Source organism: Acinetobacter sp. UBA3132 (genome assembly GCF_002364825.1).
Lineage (GTDB): Bacteria > Pseudomonadota > Gammaproteobacteria > Pseudomonadales > Moraxellaceae > Acinetobacter > Acinetobacter schindleri.
Genome location: NZ_DEZM01000075.1, coordinates 411 through 1158, shown reverse-complemented (window position 1 = coordinate 1158; position 748 = coordinate 411). Strand labels below are relative to the sequence as shown.

Sequence of the window (748 nt, the reverse complement as noted above, 5' to 3'; positions counted from 1 at the left end):
AATATGGAAGCCGAAACCTTCAACCACCAGCGAGAAACCGATCATCATCAGGAAGCCGAGACAAAGGATGACCACAGTAGGATGACGATTTACAAAATCCATCAAGGCCTTGGAAGCCCACAGCATGATACCGACAGCGATAATCACCGCAATCATCATTACCGACAGATCTTTGACCATACCGACAGCAGTAATCACACTGTCGAGTGAGAACACGGCATCCAGCACCACGATCTGAACGATCACCATCCAGAACACGGCATGCACCGGATTTTCTTCTTTGACCACTGGCTTGGCTTCAAGGCGCTCATGTAATTCCATGGTACCCTTAAATAACAGGAATACCCCACCAAACAGCAGAATCAGGTCACGTCCGGAAAATGGATGATCAAAAATATAGAAGAACGGTTCAGTCAGCGTGACCACCCAGGCAATAGAAGCCAGCAGGATCAGACGCATGACCAAGGCCAGGGTCAAACCTACAATTCGGGCGGTATTACGTTGTTCTGGCGGCAGCTTTTCAGCAAGAATTGCAATAAATACCAGGTTATCGATGCCCAGAACAATTTCCAGCACAATCAGAGTTAGCAGGCCAATCCAGGCAGAAGGATCTGACATCCATTCGAAAATCATTGCATTCTCTCCTGTAGATCAGTGGAAAGACATGCAATGCTGCTGCGTAGCGCGGAACTATGTCCAATTTTATTTAAACACTTGATATGGTGACGTTTTATCTGGTTAAAGCGCC

General features: G+C 46.9%; 1 protein-coding gene. It reads right to left on the bottom strand.

The annotated features are described in order from the left end of the window. Positions 1–633, bottom strand: a 633-nt coding sequence (locus B4033_RS03505) for a TerC family protein (protein WP_286832129.1), incomplete at its 3' end; no start/stop codon positions are given. Positions 634–748: the final 115 nt, after the last annotated feature.